General features: G+C 67.1%; 13 protein-coding genes. 9 read left to right on the forward strand and 4 right to left on the reverse strand.

Annotated elements, in window-relative coordinates; all coding sequences use genetic code 11:
• Positions 1–341 precede the first annotated feature (341 nt).
• The 4 genes from FHD68_RS13250 to FHD68_RS13265 all read left to right on the forward strand — a co-directional run bounded on the left by FHD68_RS13250 (position 342) and on the right by FHD68_RS13265 (position 6,996).
• Positions 342–2,189 carry a sensor histidine kinase gene (locus FHD68_RS13250; protein ID WP_127897498.1) on the forward strand — a complete coding sequence of 616 codons (1,848 nt, stop codon included), beginning with the start codon at positions 342–344 and terminating at the stop codon, positions 2,187–2,189.
• A complete protein-coding gene (locus tag FHD68_RS13255; protein WP_127897497.1) occupies positions 2,186–3,541 on the forward strand; it encodes a sigma-54-dependent transcriptional regulator in 1,356 nt (451 codons plus the stop codon). The genes FHD68_RS13250 and FHD68_RS13255 overlap by 4 nt, the downstream gene beginning before the upstream one ends.
• Before the next feature lie 193 nt (positions 3,542–3,734).
• A complete protein-coding gene (locus tag FHD68_RS13260; RefSeq protein WP_045982785.1) occupies positions 3,735–4,709 on the forward strand; it encodes a TAXI family TRAP transporter solute-binding subunit in 975 nt (324 codons plus the stop codon).
• Between the two features lie 106 nt (positions 4,710–4,815).
• Positions 4,816–6,996, forward strand: coding sequence for a TRAP transporter permease (locus tag FHD68_RS13265; protein ID WP_139085968.1), 2,181 nt, complete (start codon positions 4,816–4,818; stop codon positions 6,994–6,996).
• Between the two features lie 75 nt (positions 6,997–7,071).
• Here the strand turns inward: FHD68_RS13265 and ampC are convergent, their stop codons facing one another.
• Positions 7,072–8,232 carry a class C beta-lactamase gene (gene ampC / locus FHD68_RS13270; protein WP_139085970.1) on the reverse strand — a complete coding sequence of 387 codons (1,161 nt, stop codon included), beginning with the start codon at positions 8,230–8,232 and terminating at the stop codon, positions 7,072–7,074.
• Between the two features lie 130 nt (positions 8,233–8,362).
• Between ampC and FHD68_RS13275 the strand changes: the two genes are divergently transcribed.
• Entirely contained in the window at positions 8,363–9,250 is an 888-nt protein-coding gene (locus tag FHD68_RS13275; protein ID WP_127897494.1) for a LysR family transcriptional regulator, read from the forward strand.
• A gap of 47 nt (positions 9,251–9,297) precedes the next feature.
• Here the strand turns inward: FHD68_RS13275 and FHD68_RS13280 are convergent, their stop codons facing one another.
• Positions 9,298–9,918: a GNAT family N-acetyltransferase gene (locus FHD68_RS13280; protein WP_127897493.1), complete on the reverse strand. Its 621-nt coding sequence runs from the start codon at positions 9,916–9,918 to the stop codon at positions 9,298–9,300.
• 185 nt (positions 9,919–10,103) lie between these two features.
• Here FHD68_RS13280 and FHD68_RS13285 point away from each other — a divergent pair, with 185 nt between their 5' ends.
• The 4 genes from FHD68_RS13285 to FHD68_RS13305 all read left to right on the forward strand — a co-directional run bounded on the left by FHD68_RS13285 (position 10,104) and on the right by FHD68_RS13305 (position 13,738).
• A complete protein-coding gene (locus FHD68_RS13285; RefSeq protein ID WP_127899250.1) occupies positions 10,104–10,514 on the forward strand; it encodes a VOC family protein in 411 nt (136 codons plus the stop codon).
• Between the two features lie 646 nt (positions 10,515–11,160).
• Complete coding sequence (locus tag FHD68_RS13295) at positions 11,161–12,600, forward strand: cytochrome ubiquinol oxidase subunit I (RefSeq protein WP_045982780.1); 1,440 nt, start codon at positions 11,161–11,163, stop codon at positions 12,598–12,600.
• A gap of 2 nt (positions 12,601–12,602) precedes the next feature.
• Positions 12,603–13,634: a cytochrome d ubiquinol oxidase subunit II gene (gene cydB / locus FHD68_RS13300; RefSeq protein ID WP_127897492.1), complete on the forward strand. Its 1,032-nt coding sequence runs from the start codon at positions 12,603–12,605 to the stop codon at positions 13,632–13,634.
• Positions 13,634–13,738, forward strand: a complete 105-nt coding sequence (locus tag FHD68_RS13305; RefSeq protein ID WP_127897491.1) for a DUF2474 family protein — start codon at positions 13,634–13,636, stop codon at positions 13,736–13,738. Before cydB ends, FHD68_RS13305 begins: the two co-directional genes overlap by 1 nt.
• Here the strand turns inward: FHD68_RS13305 and FHD68_RS13310 are convergent.
• Positions 13,735–14,421 carry a thiamine ABC transporter ATP-binding protein gene (locus FHD68_RS13310; RefSeq protein ID WP_127897490.1) on the reverse strand — a complete coding sequence of 229 codons (687 nt, stop codon included), beginning with the start codon at positions 14,419–14,421 and terminating at the stop codon, positions 13,735–13,737. The genes FHD68_RS13305 and FHD68_RS13310 overlap by 4 nt on opposite strands.
• Positions 14,411–15,134: ABC transporter permease family protein (locus tag FHD68_RS13315; protein ID WP_139085972.1), on the reverse strand; the 724-nt coding region annotated here is incomplete at its 5' end. The genes FHD68_RS13310 and FHD68_RS13315, both read right to left, overlap by 11 nt.

The following is a 15,134-nucleotide window of genomic DNA, read 5'->3' on the forward strand; positions in this document are numbered from 1 at the left end:
GACATCGTCGATCTCCCTCGTGATGAAGATCAGCAGACAGCAAAAACAGAGCTTACGTCAGTGCCCAGCTTTCAGGGGGCAACTCAGAAGTCCAGGTCCGCACCGCCGTTATAAACGGCGACGTTGCGCTCGGCATACCCATAACCGAGGCCGTAGGATAAGTCCTTCCGGGAAAAGGGACTCCGACCATAAGCCGATTTGTGTAACAGGGTCGATGGACCCCTTCTTCCATTTCCTGCGGAACAAGCGGCGAGCAGAGCATTGCTATACGTCCCTGAGCGGTTGAACCATCAGCTGATTTCATGGTGTGATGGCGGTCGGGACAAGGGGGCGGGTATCCGATGCGACGGGAGGATGGGCCGCATTCCGTGATCGGCAGGCTTGGCAATGCGCGGCGCATCTGGGTCGCGCTGGTGGTCATGACGCTTTGTCTTGCCGTGGCCATCGGCGGAAACGCCCTTCTGGCGCGATACTATATCGTCGCGACGGTGCCGCAGGGAGAGAACATCCTGCGGCTTGCCGTGTCTGGCCTTCGCGGAGAGCTGGCGCGATACGAGCGGTTGCCTGACCTCATGGACCGGAATCCCGTCCTGGTGCGTGCGCTTGCGCCGGATGCGGATCCGGTGCGGTTGGCCGCGGCGAACCTCTATCTGCGCCATCTGGCACGGTTGATGGGGCTGTCGGATGCCTATGTCATGGCACCTGACGGCATGACCGTGGCCGCCAGCAACTTCGACCAGGCGTTCAGCTTCGTGGGCGAACGGTTCGACTATCGTCCCTATTTCACCGATGCGCTGGCTGGGGGGCAGGGGCGGTTCTCGGCGCTTGGGACGACCTCGGGCAAGCGGGGGTATTACTTTGGCCGGGCGCTCAGGGACCGGGGGAGGATCGTCGGCGTGCTGGTACTGAAGGTCGACATGGATGCGATCGAGGACAGCTGGCGCGCCGCCGAATACGAGATGATCGTGACCGACGGCGAGGGGATCGTCTTTCTGGCCAGCCGCCGCGACTGGCAGTTCCGCTCGATCGCGCCGCTGACGCCCCGGACGCGGGCGCGCATCGCCGCCACCCGGCGCTATGATGATGAGCCGCTGCTGATGCTGCCCCTGCGCGTGGCGGGCGAGGCCGCAGGTCATGACATCCGACGGCTGGAGCTGCCCGAGACGCGGCGCGAGTTCCTGACCGTCTCCGAGGCCATGCCCGAGGCCGACTGGACCGTGCATGTGCTGCTGGACACCGCACCTGCGCGGCGGCAGGCGCTGATCGGAACGCTGGCGGCGCTGATGATCCTGGGCGTAGGGGTCGCGCTGCTGACCGCCTGGGCGCAGCGCCGGGCCCGCCTGCGCGAACGCCTGTCGATCCAGGCCGAGGCCCAGGCCCAGCTGGAAGGGCGCGTTGCCGCCCGCACGGCCGAGCTGGCGCAGCTGAACGCCCGCCTTGGCGCTGAGGTCACGGAACGTCGCGCCACCGAGGCCGAGCTGCGCCGCACGCAGCGTCATCTGGTGCAATCGGCCAAGCTGGCCGCCCTGGGGCAGATGTCGGCGGCCCTGTCGCATGAGCTGAACCAGCCCTTGGGCGCGGTGCGCAACTTTGCCGCCAATGCAGTGACCTATCTGGACCGCGACCGCGCCGCCGATGCGCGCCTGAACCTGACGCGCATCCTGTCGCTGACCGATCGCATGACCGAGATCGGCCGCACGCTGCGCAACTTTGCCCGCAAGCCCAATGCCCAGCTGTCCGACGTGGACCTGCATGACGTGCTGCGCGACGCGCTGGAGGTGATCGCCTGGCGCATCGACCGCCAGCCCGTCGCGCTGGTCGTCGATCTGCCGCCCGGTCCGCTGATGGTGCGGGCGGGGCCGGTGCGGTTCCAGCAGGTGGTGGTGAACCTGGTCGCCAATGCGCTGGACGCGCTGGACGGCCGCCCCGACGGCGCGATCCGCATCGAGGGGCGGCGGACGGACGGGCGCGTCCTGCTGACCGTCAGCGACAACGGCCCCGGCATCGCTCAGGGGTTGGAGGATCGCATCTTCGATCCGTTCTTCTCGACAAAGGGGGTGGGTAGCGGCCTGGGGCTGGGGCTGTCGATCTCTTTCAATATCATCAAGGATTTCGGAGGCGAATTGCGCATTCTTCCCTGCGATCGCGGTGCGGCCTTTCGCATCGACCTGCCCGAGATCGCGCCATGATCGCGGGCCGCATCCTGCTGGTCGATGACGAGCCCGACATGCGTCTGTCGACCGCCCAGGCCCTGGAGCTGGAGGGGTTCGAGGTCGAGGAGGCCCCCGATGCCCAATCCGCGCTGGACCGCGTGGGGTTCGGTTTCGGCGGCATTGTGGTGACCGACATCCGCATGCCGGGCATGGATGGGCTGACCCTGATGAGTCGCATCCGCGAGATCGACGTGGACATCCCGGTGATCCTGGTGACCGGGCATGGCGACATCCAGCTGGCCGTGCGCGCGATGCGCGAGGGGGCCTATGATTTCGTCGAAAAGCCATTCGACGGCGCGCAGCTGGCCGAGATCGCGTCCCGCGCGATGGATTACCGCCGAGTTGTGCTGGAGAACCGCGTCCTGCGGGCGGCGGCGGGACAGGCGGACGATCTGGAGACGCGGCTGGTCGGGCGGTCCAACGTGATGATCGACCTGCGCCGCCGCCTGCGCACCATCGGCCCGACCGAGGCCGACGTGCTGATCGTCGGAGAGACCGGCACCGGCAAGGAGGTCGTGGCGCGTGCCCTGCACGACCTGTCGCCGCGCGCGGGGCGGCCCTTCATCGCCATCGACTGCGCGGCGCTGCCCGCGTCGCTGATCGAATCGGAACTGTTCGGCCATGAGGCGGGCGCCTTTCCCGGCGCCCTGCGCCCGCGTTACGGAAAATTCGAACATGCGCGCGGCGGTACCATCCTGCTGGACGAGATCGGCTCGATGCCCCTGGACGTGCAGGGCAAGCTGCTGCGCGTGGTCCAGGACCGGGTGATGTTCCCCCTGGGCGCGGATGAGGGGCGGGCGCTGGACGTGCGCTTCATCGCGACCTCGCGCCAGCCGCTGGAGGAGGAGGTTGCGGCGGGGCGGTTCCGCGCCGATCTGCTGTACCGTCTGAACGTGGTGACGCTGACCATGCCGCCGCTGTCCGCGCGGCGCGAGGACATCCAGCTGCTGTTCATCAAGCTGGTGCAGGAGGCCGCCGCCCGCCACCGCCGCGCCGCCGTGGCCGTGCCCCCCGCCCTGCTGGCCGAGATCGCCGAACGCGCCTGGCCCGGCAATGTCCGCGAATTGCGCAACGCCGCCGACCGTCACGCCCTGGGCATCGCCCTGCAGCCGGCCGAGGAGCGCAGCCCCGAACAGCAGCGCTTGGCCCATCGAGTCGCGGCCTTCGAGCGCGACGTGATCGTGGCGACCCTGGCCGCGCATGGCGGGCGGCTGAAGCCGGTCTATGAATCGCTTGGCCTGTCGCGGAAGTCGCTTTACGAGAAGATGCAGAAATACATGATCGACAAGACGCATTACGTCGATGCGGGCGACGATCCGGACCCGTGATGGGGGGATTTCCACCCACGCGATGACGCCGATGTTACCGAATCCACCCATCGCCACGACTTGGCGGCGCTTTTCCCGCGCGCCCGGCGCATGGCGGCATTGCGTGCAGGGCATGGCATGGCCTAGCTGAAGGGGCTTTGTCGGGCCGCCACGCGCAAGACGTGCGGCCCCGGAAAAATCTGGGAGGATTTTCATGCGTTTCATGACCGTCGCCGCGACCGTCGCGGCCACCTTCAGCCTGTCGCCCGCCTTTGCCCAGGACGACCGCGCCGACTGGCCCAGCAGCCTGACCATCGGTACCGCCAGCCAGGGCGGCACCTATTTCATCTATGGCACCGGTCTGGCCGGACTGATCAGCCAGAACCTGGACCTGAACGCCTCGGGCGAGGTCACCGGCGGCCCGGTGCAGAACGCCACCCTGGTCGAGACCGGCGACCACCAGATCGGCCTGGTCACCATGGGCCCCGCTTATGAGGCCTGGACCGGCAACAGCGAACTGGCGCCGGGGGTCGAGCACAAGGCCCTGCGCGCCCTGTTCCCCATGTATCAGACCCCGTTCGAGGCCGTCGCGCTGCAGTCGTCGGGCATCGCGGACGTCACCGACATGGCGGGCAAGCGCGTCTCGGTCGGACCGGCGGGCGGCACCGCCGCCACCTATTGGCCGCGCTTCTTCGAGGTGCTGGGCGTCGACGCGACCATCAGCTATGCCGGGGCCAACGACGCCACGAGCCAGGTCAAGGACGGCCTGATCGACGCCTTCGCCTTTGCGGCCGGCGTGCCGATCAGCGCCTTTGCCCAGATCGCGGCCGAGAACCCGGTCAACATTTTCGGCTTCACCGAGGAGCAGCGCGCGCAGATCCTCGAGGCGATGCCCGAAGTGGCCGCCTTCGAGGTGCCCGGCGGCATGTACCAGGGCTTCCCCGAGGGGCATGGCACGGTCGCCATGTGGAACTTTGCCGTCGCCCATCAGGACATGCCCGAAAGCCTGGCCTATGAGATCACCAAGCTGGTGATGGAAGGCAACGAGGCGATGATGCAGATCCACGCCACCGCCGCCGAGACCCTGCCCGAGAACGTCGACAAGAACACCTTCCTGCCCTACCACCCGGGCGCCGTGCGTTACTTCGACGAGGTCGGGGTGGAGATCCCGGCCGAACTGCGCGGCTGAGCGCATTCTCCGGGGGCTGCGGCCCCCGGACCCTTTTCCCTTTCCCCCATGATCGGACCGACTGCCCGGACCCCGTCCGCGCGGTCCTTGCCGACGGAGACCCCTCATGTCAGTTGATGCTGCATCTGCGGCAGGGACCGGACCCGTCATCGCGCAGGGCGTCGATGACGAACCGATGGCCCCCAACCAGCGCGACCCCCGCGCCGGAACGGGTGTGCTGATCGCGGTCCTCTGCGCCGCCTATACGTTGTTCCACCTGTTCGTCATGGTCGTCTATCCGCTGGAGACCTGGACCTACCGCATGATGCATGTCTGCGGCGGCCTGATCATCGGCTTTCTGACCTATTCCGCGCTGATGCAGCGCAGCGACAGCGCCACCGCTCCCGCACGCCGCGGCATGGCCGAACTGGCCCTGCTGGGCGTGGCGGCCCTGGGCGTGGGCTATGGGCTGGCGGTCATCGCCTATGCCTGGGGCGCCTGGTGGCTGGCCGGGGTGGCGATGCCGCCGGCCTTCGGGTTCCGCACCTATGGCCTGCCGCTGGCCATCGGCACCGGGGCGGCCATCGTCGCAGGCTGGCTCTATTCGTCGCGGGACCGGTCGCGGATCTATCCGGGCGACCTGATCCTGTGCCTGGCCTCGATCGCGGTCCTGGGCTACATCCTGTTCGTCGTGGGCGCGCTGCGCATGCGGGCGGGCACGGCGATGGCGCAGCCGGGCGATCTGTGGGCCGCGGTCACCGGGGTCATGCTGATCCTGGAGCTGACGCGCCGCCTGACGGGCCTCGCGCTGGTGATCATCGTCGCGGTCTTCATCGGCTACAGCTTCCTGGGGCCGTGGCTGCCGGGCTTCCTGAACCATCGGGGCTATACGGCGACGCGGTTCTTCACCTACATCTTCACCGACCAGGGCATCCTGGGCGACCCGATCGCGGTCAGTTCGACCTATATCATCCTGTTCATCGTGTTCGCAGCCTTCCTGCAGGCGTCGAAGGTGGGCGATTACTTCGTGAACTTCGCCTTTGCCTGCGCCGGTCAGGCGCGGGGCGGTCCGGCCAAGGTCGCGGTCTTTGCATCGGGTCTGATGGGCATGATCAACGGCACCTCGGCGGGCAACGTCGTGTCCACCGGCTCGCTGACCATCCCGCTGATGAAGAAGGTCGGCTATTCGCCGAAATCCTCGGCCGCGATCGAGGCCACGGCCTCCTCGGGCGGGCAGATCCTGCCGCCGATCATGGGCGCGGGCGCCTTCATCATGGCCGAGGTCACCGGCATCCCCTATACCGACATCGTCATCGCCGCGATCATCCCGGCGCTGCTGTATTTCGTGTCGGTCTATTTCATGGTCGACCTCCAGGCGCTCAAGCTGGACATGAAGGGCCTGCCCCGGTCCGAACTGCCGCAGTTCAAGGTGCTGATCCGCCAGGTGTATCTGTTCCTGCCGATCATCATCCTGATCTATACGCTGTTCGCGGGCTATTCCGTGATCCGGGCGGGCGCGATGGGCATGGCCGCGGCGGCGATGGTCAGCTGGCTGACGCCGCATCGCATGGGCCCGCGCCAGATCTTCAACGCGCTGGACATGGGCGCCAAGATGACCATCCAGATGGTCGCGGTCTGCGCCGCGGCGGGCATCATCGTGGGCGTCATCGCGCTGACCGGGGTTGGGGCGCGGTTCTCATCGCTGCTTCTGTCGATCGCGGATCAGAACCAGTATCTGGCGATGTTCTTCGCGATGTGCATCTCGATCATCCTGGGGATGGGCATGCCGACCACCGCCGCCTATGCGGTCGCCGCCGCCGTCGTGGCGCCGGGGCTGATCGCCCTGGGGGTGCCGGTGCTGGTCGCGCATTTCTTCGTCTTCTACTATGCGGTGATGTCGGCCATCACGCCGCCGGTGGCCTTGGCCGCCTATGCGGGCGCGGCCCTGTCGGGGTCAGATCCGATGAAGACCAGCGTCGAGGCCTTCCGCCTGGGCCTTGCGGCCTTCATCGTGCCCTTCATGTTCTTCGGCTCTCACGAGCTGCTGATGCAGGGCGAATGGATCGACATCATCCATGCGACGGCCACCGCGCTGCTGGGCATGTTCCTGCTGTCGGCGGGGGTGATCGGCTACTACTTTGGGCACGCGTCGATGGTGGTGCGTCTGGTGCTGATCGGGGCCGCGCTGTCGATGATCGCCGTGGGCTGGGTGACCGACCTCATCGGCCTGTCCGTGGCCGCCGCGCTGTTCCTCTGGCAGCGCCGGATGGTGACGCCCGCAACCCTGACGCATGGCCGCGCCGACTGAAACAAGGCTGCGGCCCCCGGATCGGGGCCGCAGCCGTCATGGTGGCCAGGTCACCTGTGCATCCAGTACTGCCGTTCACTCTCTGGCGCGCGCCAGCAGTTGCACGATCAGCTCCCGCGTCGCTTCCGCCCGGACCGGGTTGGGATAGTTGCGGTTCGCCAGGACCACGACGCCGATCCGTTCGGACGGCACCATCGCGACGTAAGAGCCAAAGCCGTTGGTCGCCCCTGTCTTGTTCAGATAGACGTCCCCCTCCAATTGGCGCGCGTCGACTTTGGTCATGGGGTGCGGCGACATCGCCATGTCCGGCGAATTTCCGGCCGCCAGCGCAGCGGCATCCACGGGCCAGGGATACCCTTCCCAGATCATGGCCTGCGCGTAATGGGCGGTGTCGTAGTCCGACCGGCGTGTCCGGGCCAGCGCTGCCGTGATCTCACCCTCCAGGGTAAGATTGCCCAGATGGGCGTCCAGGAAACGGGTCATGTCGGTCACCGACGACTTGATGCCATAGGCCTCGGCATCCAGCATGCCGGGGTTGACGCGGATCGGGCTGTCGTCGGTTCTGGAATAACCGAAGGCATAGCGTGCCATCTCGGCGTCGGGGACATCGACGAAGGTGCTGTCCAGCCCCAGTCCGGGAAGAAGGTCACGCGCCAGCGCATCCGTGTAGGTCGTCCCGAACTGCTCTCCCGCGATCAGCCCCAAAAGGCCGATGCTGACATTGGAATAGGCGCGCAGCGTGCCGGCCTCGCCCTGCGGCGTCCAGGCGTTCAGATAGGTCATCAGGCCGTCCATGTCCGTGACCGCGTCGGGCACCTGCAGGGGCAGGCCACCCGTGGCATGGGCGGCAAGGTCGGCCAGCGTTACCGCATCGAAGGCGCTGCCCGCCAGCGCTGGCATCCGGGATGACACCGGGTCCTGCAGGGACAAAAGGCCGCGCTGTTCTGCAAGGGCCGCCAGGGCCACGGTGAACAGCTTGCTGTTCGATCCCAACTCGAACAGCGTGTCGCGGTCGACGGGGCGCGATGCCGCGCGATCGGCCAATCCATCGGTGAAGAAGAACTGCTGTCCGTCCATCGTCACGCCGATGGCGATGCCGGGAATGTCGAACTCCTCGATGACGGGACGGAAGACGCCTTCGCTGATCTGCTGGAATGCCTGCTCGGTCAGCCCTTGGGCATGGGCGGGGGTGGTCAGCAGCACGGCTGCGACAGTCAAGGATCGGATGATGGTCATGGAATTCCCTCTGGCGTCGCGACGGCGCCGCGACATGAATTAATTTTGCCAGCCAGAGCTATTGTGATCTTGCAGGGGCATCAAATCATGGTTTCTTGCCCTATCGTTGAGAAATTCTAATGGATGCGTGATGGATCGGCCCAACATCCCCCTGAATGCGCTGCGGGCCTTCGAAGCCGCGGCCCGGCACCTGACGCTGTCGAAGGCCGCGATCGAACTGTGCGTGACGCAGGCGGCGCTCAGCCACCAGATCCGCAACCTCGAGGAACGCCTTGGCGTGGCCCTGTTCCGCCGTGTGCCCCGAGGGCTGGTTCTGACCGACGAGGGTGCGGCCCTGGCCCCGGTCCTGACCGGATCGCTTGACCTGATCGGCGCGACGCTGGACCGGTTCTCGGGCGGGCGCTATCACGAGGCGCTGCATGTGGGCGTGGTCGGAACCTTTGCGACGGGCTGGCTGATCCCGCGCCTGGCCGGGTTCGAGGCGGCGCATCCCGAAGTGGACCTGCGCATCTTCGCCAACAACAACCGCGTCAGCATTCCGGGCGAAGGGCTTGACCTGGCCATCCGCTTTGGCGACGGGTCGTGGCATGGGCTGCAGGCCACCCGCATCATGGACGCGCCCCTGGCCCCCATGTGCGCCCCGGACCGCGCCAGGACCATGTCCGGCCCCCAGGCGATGCTGGAGCAGCCGCTGTTGCGATCCTATCGGACAGGCGAATGGGAACGGTGGTTCGCAGGGTTGGGCCTGGCCTGCCCGCCCCTGCGGGGGCCGATGCTGGACAGCTCCATCGCCCTGGCGGACATGGCGGCGGAGGGGCACGGGATCGCGCTGCTGCCACCTGCGCTTTTCGGCCACTGGACGGATCGCGGCCGTCTTGTGACCCTGTTCGACCATTCCATTGTCGCAGGCGCCTATTGGCTGACCCGCCTGCAGTCCAGGCCGGAAACCAGCGGAATGCGCAGCTTTCGAGAGTGGCTGTGCCGGGAGGTGGCGGATCAGCCGCCCGCGACGGGCTGACCGCCCCTGCGCGACCGATCACGTGCGGGGCAAAGCCGTCGTGTCAGTCAGGCCCATGCGACCTTCAGGGGTGGCAGGACGGCGATATCTTCGATGGCATAGGCGATGCCGTCCACCAGCAGGCCGTCGGGCATCTCGTACCCAAGCGGCTGGCATGCGATCTGCCTGAAGCCCAGCATCCGTGTCAGACCTGCGCTGGCCGTGTTGGGCGCGGCATGACCGGTCGTCACCAGACGTGCGTCCAAGGCCCCGAAGGCGGCCCGTATCATCGCGTTCACCGCCTGAGCCCCATATCCCTGGCGGCAGGCAGAGGACCGCACCCAGCAGGACAGTCGGAACTGGCCCCGCCGCCACTGCGGGATCAGATCGACGGCGCCGACACAGACGCCCGAGGCCCATGCAAGATAGGACAGCCGCTCGCGTCGTTGTGCAGCCTCCACCGCTTCCGCCAGCCGCTCTGACTGCCACCGGGCATCCCGTTCCTGTCCGGGGTTCCCCATCGTTCCGTGAAACCACGGCATCAATTCTGCATGGCTTTCGCCCCTGGCCCGCGCCACCGCGGCGGCATCATCAACGCTCGCGGGGCAAAGATCCAGCCGGGATGTCCGAACGATCCGCGGCGGGACATATGACGCGGGATCCTTCAGGCGCGCGTAGGGCGGGGGCATGCGCTTCTCAATGGTCTGCGAGCATGATCATCACCCGGATCGACAGTCGTTGGAATAAGACTGCCGTGCGCCGAACACGTGCCTGCATTCCCGCCCAGATCGCGAAATGCCACGGGCGGGCTTGTCGCGGACCGGGCTGTGCCCCAGAAACGCATCGCGACCGTCCCGATGGAAAGCACAATGTCATGCCCGCCCGCATCGCCCACCTGTCCCTGCTGGTCCCGGACTACGACGCGGCGCTCGACTTCTTCCGCCGGATCGGTTTCGAGTGCCGGGAGGATACCGAACTGGGCGACGGCAAGCGATGGGTGCGGATTGCGCCCCCGGGTGGCGATACCGAGATCCTGCTTGCCCGGGCCGTCGGAGACCGCCAGACCGCGTCCATCGGAGAGCAGGGCGGCGGACGGGTCTGGCTTTTCCTGGAGACGGACGATTTCACGCGCGACTATCAGCGCCTCCAGGCCGCGGGCGTGACGTTCGAGACGCTTCCGCGCGACGAGCCTTACGGGCGTGTCGTCGTCTGGAGGGACCCGTGGGGAAATCGTTGGGACCTGATCGAACATGCCCGTTCCGTCGCGATCGGAACGGGCAACTGAAGTCCGCGTCGCGCCGGTATCCTCGATATGGATCGCGGGTATCGGGGCGGCGGCACCGGCGACGCGATTCTCGACGCACCCTTCCGTCGCGCTCCCATCGCTACGGCCGATGATGTAGCACCTGCTGCCTTTCCCCCTCCGGCCATCACGGATCGTGCCCATCCGAGGCTGCGGCACGCCCGCGACCGCCGCCTGATGGATCGTGCGCGTGATGCGCAAACGGAATGGCTTGGACAGCACCCGTGCCACGCGGTCCGTCCTCAAGTGACAGCGTCGAAGCCACCAGGGCGGGCATAGCAAAATTGCCGGTGCCTCCCGCCGCATGGCGCCAAATTCATTGCTCGGGAAGCACAGTCGCTTCCGGGGGCCGGCAGTGCAGCAATCAAACCCCACCGACCGTCAATGCAGGAACAGGCGGCGGTGCCTCACCCTCTGTGCACCCCTGACATCGGCCCAAGGTGCCACCCGTGACGCAGATGCGCCACAGGGGGGCGGGCGCGACATCGATGCCCTTGCGCGGCCGCGACCAGTAGGAGCACTATGATTCCAAAAGACGATGGGTCCGGTCATATGCCCGTGGTGCAGGCGGTGACCGGTCCGAAACCGACATGCCCGCGGGGCGTGCCCCTGCCGTGAAAGGCCCCCGATGTTCGACAATGCAGATGCCATCCTGCTGGCCCGGATCCAGTTCGCCTTCACGGTCAGCTTCCACTTCCTGTTCCCCGCCTTCACGATCGGGCTGGCCAGCTTTCTGGCGGTCCTGAACGGGCTGTGGCTGTGGACAAAGGACCACAAGTACCTGGATCTGTTCCGATACTGGGTCAAGATCTTTGCCCTGGCCTTTGCCATGGGCGTCGTGTCGGGCATCGTGATGTCCTATCAGTTCGGCACAAACTGGTCAGCCTTTTCCGACAAGGCGGGGCCGGTCATCGGCGCGCCGATGGCCTATGAGGTCCTGTCGGCCTTCTTCCTGGAGGCCGGGTTCCTGGGGATCATGCTGTTCGGGCGCGACCGCGTCGGGCCCACGCTGCACATGATCGCCTGCGCCGCGGTGGCGTTGGGCACGGCGTTCTCGGCCTTCTGGATCCTGTCGGTCAACAGCTGGATGCACACCCCCGCGGGCTTCGAGATCGACCCCGAGACGGGGCAGTTCCTGCCCACCGACTTCTGGCAGGTGATCTTCAACCCGTCCTTTCCGTTCCGCCTGATGCACACGGTGACCGCGGCCTATCTGACCACGGCCTTCATCGTGGGGGGCGTTGCGGCCCTGCACCTGCTGCGCCACCGGCACCGCCGCGACAAGGTCAGCCCGGCCACGCGGACCATGTTCAGCATGGCGATGTGGATGGCCGCGATCTTTGCACCGGTCCAGATCGTGCTGGGCGATTTCCACGGCATCAACACGCTGGAGCACCAGCCGGCCAAGGTCATGGCGATGGAGGGCCATTTCGAGAGCCATGACGAAGGCGCGCCGCTGTACCTGTTCGGCATCCCGAACCAGGACGAACAGCGCCTGGACTATGCCATCGGCATCCCCAAGCTGTCGTCCCTGATCCTGAAGCACGACCTGAACGCGCCGCTTGCGGGCCTGGACACCATCCCGCGCGAGGATCAGCCCCCCGTGGCCATCGTCTTCTGGTCGTTCCGCATCATGGTCGCGCTTGGCTTTGCCATGCTGGGGATCGGGGTCTGGTCGCTATGGGCGCGCTGGCGGGGGATGCTGTTCGACAGCCCCATGCTGCACCGCGCCGCCCTTGTGATGTCTCCTGCGGGGCTGATCGCCGTGCTGGCCGGATGGGTCACGACCGAGGTCGGGCGGCAGCCCTTCACCGTCTATGGTCACCTGCGCACGGTGGACAGCGCCGCACCCCTGGACGCGGCCGCGGTGGGGGCATCGCTGGTGGCCTTCATCATTGTCTATTTCGCGGTCTTTGGGGCGGGGACATACTATATCCTGCGTCTGATGAGCCGCTCTCCGGCGAATAACGAACCGCGGTTGAAGGACGTGACCAACAGCCCGACGCGCACGGCGGGCACCACGCCCGCCCAGCAGCACCCGACCCGCAACGTCCAACCCGGAGAGTGACCATGCCCCTCGCAGAAGGCGTTTCGCTGGATCTGACCGTCATCTGGGCCTTCGTCATCGCCTTTGCGGTGCTGGTCTATGTCGTGCTGGACGGGTTCGACCTGGGCCTGGGCATGCTGTTCGCGGTCGAACCCGAGGGCGAGGACCGCGACATCATGATGAACTCGGTCGCGCCGGTCTGGGACGGGAACGAGACCTGGCTGGTCCTGGGCGGGGGCGGGCTGTTCGCGGCCTTTCCGCTGGCCTATGCGCTGATCCTGCCGGCGCTGTATGCGCCGATCATGGCGATGCTGCTGGCGCTGATCTTCCGCGGCGTCGCGTTCGAGTTCCGCTGGCGCACCAAGCGCTGGCGCAAGGTCTGGGACGTGGCCTTCATCGGCGGATCGGCGGTGGCCGCGCTGGCGCAGGGCATCACCCTGGGCGGGCTGCTGCAGGGTATCGACGTCGACAAGGCCGCGCGCGAATATTCCGGCGGCTGGTGGGACTGGCTGACGCCCTTCACGCTGATGGTCGGCGTCGCGGTCATGGTCGGATACGCCCTTCTGGGCGCGACATGGTTGGTGATGAAGACCGCCGGCCCCCTGCAGGAGCGCATGCGCAAGCGGGCCTGGGTGCTGGGTGTCGGCACGGTGATCTTCATGGGCGTGGTCAGCCTGTGGACGCCATTCCTGCAGGACGGCTATTACAGCCGCTGGTTCGGCGGCTGGAACATCGTGCTGGCAGCGGGGGTGGGTGCCGCCGTGCTGGGCCTGGCCTTCGGCATGTTCACCTCGCTGATGGTGCGTCATCACGACTACTGGCCGTTCCTCTGCGCGCTGGGGATGTTCATCCTGGGCTTTGTCGGGCTGGGGATCTCGATGTTCCCCTACATAGTCCCGGTGGAGGTCACGATCTGGGAGGCCGCCGCCCCCCGCAACAGCCAGATCTTCATGCTGGTCGGCGCGGCCGTGCTGATCCCGGTGATCCTGACCTATACCGCCTATTCCTATTGGGTGTTCCGCGGCAAGATGGACCCCAAGGAGGGGTACCACTGATGCCGCAATCCCTGCGACGACTGGCGTGGTTCGTGGCGATCTGGCTGGCCAGCGTGGCGGTGATCGGCGCCGTCGCCTGGATCATCCGCCTGTGGATCGCCTAGCCCAGATAGGCGCGCAGTCCCGGCGGCGGATTGTCCAGCAGCGGCCCGGTGGGGCGGGGGGCGTGCACCGCGCCATCCTCGACCAGCAGGGTGTCGGGCGCAAAGGCCCGCGCATCGGCCGGATCATGGGTCACCATCAGCACCGTCGTGTCGGACGCCACCTGCGCCAGCAGGGTCAGCATCTCCGACTTCAGCGCCGGACCTAGCGCCGCGAAGGGTTCGTCCAGCAGCAGCAGGGGCCGCGCCCGCAGCAGCACACGGGCCAGCGCGACGCGGCTCTGCTGACCACCCGACAGGGCCGCGGGGCGGCGATCCTCTGTGCCGGACAGGCCGACATGGTCCAGCACCTGCGTCACGCGGCGCTGCTGATCCCGGTCCAGACGCAGATCCGGGCGCAGTCCCATCCCCACATTTTGTTTCACGGTTAAATGAGGGAACAAATTGTGGTGTTGAAACAGGATCGACACTGGTCGTTGGCCGGGCGTCATGTCGGTGATATCCTGGCCGTCCCAGATCAGCCGGCCCTTTGTCGGGGCCAGAAACCCCGCCACCAAGGCCAGCAGGGTCGACTTGCCCGACCCCGATGCGCCGATCACCGCATGGCGACCCTGCGGCACGGTCAGGTGCGCAGTCAGCGTGAAGTCGTCCTGTCGCAGCAGGATGTCGCGGAATTTAAGCGTCACGTCGGCCTCCTCTGTCGAACATCCAGAACAGCCCCAGGCTGAGCCCCATCAGCAGCAGGGCGCAAGCCGCGGCATCGGCCATGCGATAGCCGTTCATCAGCTGGTACAGCATCAGCGGCAGGGTTGGGCGATCCCCTGCGAACAGGGTGATGACGCCCAGATCGCCCATGGCCAGCGCCGCCGCCAGCCCGGCGCCAAAGCCCAAGGGGCGCGCCAGACGGGGCAGCACCAGAAGGCGCAGCCGTGCGCAGCCCTGCAGGTCCAGCGATGCGGCAAGCTGGCCGTAATCCTGTTCCAACGCCCGCGCCGCCGGGATCAGCGCGCGCAGTGCAAAGGGCAGGGCCATCGTCGCGTTGATCAGCGCCGTGACCGGCAGGGCCATCTGCTGGGGCGTGACCGTGCCGCGCAGCAGGATGAACAGCCCCGTGCCCAGCACCAGTGGAGAGGCGATCAGCGGCAGCATGCCTGCGGCCTCGACCCAACGGGCTCCGCCGCGGGCGATGGTCAGTGCCAGTGCCAGCGCCGCCCCCGACGACAGCAGGGTCGACGTCACCGCCATTGCGATGGAGCGCAGGGCAGCATCCCAGACCTCGGGCGGCAGGGCGGTCAGGCGCGGCAGGCCCGTCGCCGCGACCGAGATCAGCGGCGCCAGCAGGAACACCGCCGCCGCCGTGATCACCGCCGCATCCGCCAGCCGCCGCCAGCCGCCGGGC

It is taken from the genome of Paracoccus marcusii (genome assembly GCF_006151785.1).
In the GTDB taxonomy this organism is placed as follows: Bacteria; Pseudomonadota; Alphaproteobacteria; order Rhodobacterales; family Rhodobacteraceae; genus Paracoccus; species Paracoccus marcusii.